The organism is Pseudoalteromonas sp. TB25, from assembly GCF_000497995.1.
GTDB classification, from domain to species: Bacteria; Pseudomonadota; Gammaproteobacteria; order Enterobacterales; family Alteromonadaceae; genus Pseudoalteromonas; species Pseudoalteromonas distincta.
This window is the reverse complement of record NZ_AUTI01000439.1, coordinates 1-2251: the sequence shown is the minus strand read 5'-3', so window position 1 is coordinate 2251 and position 2251 is coordinate 1. Positions and strand designations below refer to the sequence as shown.

Here is a 2251-nt window from a genome sequence, read left to right as displayed (position 1 = left end):
CTACTTCATTAGCGAGTAAATCATTTACAAAGCCCACACCATCGGTGTTATCACCGAGTAATGAGCCATTATCTCGTTTTTTTAGTGTATTAACAGCCCCTACTATTTTGGCTAATGGGGTAAGCTCATCAGCCATTGCATAAGCTTGCTCTTTAAATGGCATTGTAACATTAGCACCCACACCGCCTTGCTCAAAAAAAGACAATACTGTTTTTTCAAAGTTATCGATAGGTGCTAATATTGCGCGATAGTCGATTTGCTCACCCAGTGATACAGCAAATTGTTTATGTATCGCGGGGGATTTTGAATGTTTAATTGGATTTCCAAAAACCGCATATTTGTCCATTTTAAAGCAACCTCTTTGCAGCTATAAACTGCCTATTAACAATGATAAGTAATATGATTAAACGACTTTTTTCTAAATCTAAGCCGGCTCCCGAGCAACAGGCTCCTACTCCTGAAAAAACACCGTATGAAATAATAGGTGGAGAGAAAGGGGCGCGAGCTATCTCCAATCGATTCTACGACATAATGGAGTCAGATGAATACGCTAAACCGTTATATGATATGCATCCTCTGCCATTAGATCGAATTCGCCAAGTATTTTTTGAATTTTTATCTGGTTGGTTAGGCGGGCCAAACCTATTTACTGAAAAACATGGCCAGCCAATGCTACGTAAAAGACATATGCCTTTTACTGTAGATAAAGCATTGCGCGATCAGTGGATGTACTGCATGAATAAAACGCTGGATATAGAAATAGACAATCCGTTGTTACGTGAAGGCTTAAAGCAATCATTCTCTCAACTAGCAACGCACATGATCAATCAGCATTAAATTTATATTTAGCCATAATGCAAAAAGGCGCTAATTAGCTGTCTCTTATACACAAATCCCTGCTAAGAAATTAGCGGGGATTTTTTTGAACTAAATCTCAATGTCATGATCAGATCTTCAAATCTTGTTTGAGGGCACATTATGATTAACGAACATACTCATTGGGCAAAACAACAATTCGGTAAATCGGACTTAGGTGATCCAAGAAGAACAGCGCGTCTGGTAAAGTTAGCATCAACGCTTGCAAATGAACCAGGAAAACCACTTGTAAACATCACTCAATCCCCCGGCGATATGGAAGGTGCCTACCGCTTTATTCGCAACGAGAATATTGGCGCAACGGCTATAGCAGAGTCAGGCTTTAAAGCCACGGTTGAACAAGCAAAAAGTCATAACTTGTTGCTCGCATTAGAAGACACGACCACACTAATTTATAAACATTCCTCCATTCGAGATGATTTGGGTCATGTCGGACGAGGAGCAAAACAACGAGGCTTGTTAGCTCATAGCGTATTACTGTTTGCGCCAGACACAAAGCAAGTTGTGGGATTAATTGAACAGTCTCGCTGGAGTCGTGATATCAACACGATTGGAAAAAGAGAAAAACACGCGACGACTTCTTACGAAGAAAAAGAAAGTTACAAGTGGGAGTCAGCGTCACGAGCGATGGCAGAGCGGCTGCAAGGACAAATGGCGAACGTGATATCGGTGTGTGACCGCGAAGCGGACATCTACGAATACTTGCAGTATAAACTGACCGAGCAGCAACGATTCGTCGTACGCTCGATGCAAAGTCGTCATATTGAAGAAGGTGAGGATAAGCTCTATGCGTTTGCAAGCGAGCTGATGAGTGCAGGCACCAAACACATCCACATTGCACAAAAAGGAGGAAGAAAAGCCCGAAGCGCAACACTGGATATCACCTATGCGCCAGTGACACTCAAAGCGCCTTACAATAAGAAAGGACACTCCCTCCCAGTTTACTATGTCGGCTGTACAGAGCGAGGAAACGCTAAGAATGGCTTAAGCTGGCACCTATTAACCAGTGAACCAGTCACCAGCAAAGAAGACGCCTTAGCTATCATCACCTACTATGAGCACCGTTGGCTTGTAGAGGAATACCATAAAGTCTGGAAAAGTGATGGTACGGATATCGAAAGTTTACGCCTTCAAAGCCAAGATAACATGGAAAGATTGGTGACGATTAATGGCTTTATTGCGACGCGAATATTGCAACTAAAGTTCACCAATGAGCAGCCTGATTCTCCAAGTTGTGAACAACTGTTATCTCCCAAAGCATGGAAGTTATTGTGGTTAAAGAGAATAAAAACACCATTGCCTGAAACTGCTCCAAATATGTCATGGGCGTATCAGGAACTGGCAAAGTTAGGAGGCTGGAAAGATACCAAGCGCA

General features: G+C 42.3%; 2 protein-coding genes and 1 pseudogene. 2 read left to right on the top strand and 1 reads right to left on the bottom strand.

Annotated features, from left to right (window positions below; all coding sequences use genetic code 11):
• A pseudogene (locus tag L652_RS0121245) lies at nucleotides 1–346 on the bottom strand (shikimate dehydrogenase); the annotation flags it as partial.
• A gap of 53 nt (nucleotides 347–399) precedes the next feature.
• Here L652_RS0121245 and L652_RS0121240 point away from each other — a divergent pair.
• Both L652_RS0121240 and L652_RS0121235 read left to right on the top strand, forming a co-directional pair.
• The gene (locus tag L652_RS0121240; RefSeq protein WP_004335148.1) at nucleotides 400–837 is read left to right on the top strand and encodes a group II truncated hemoglobin; all 438 of its coding nucleotides are present in this window, start codon (nucleotides 400–402) and stop codon (nucleotides 835–837) included.
• A 141-nt stretch (nucleotides 838–978) separates the two neighbouring features.
• Nucleotides 979–2251, top strand: a 1273-nt coding sequence (locus L652_RS0121235; RefSeq protein WP_024603372.1) for an IS4 family transposase, incomplete at its 3' end; no start/stop codon positions are given.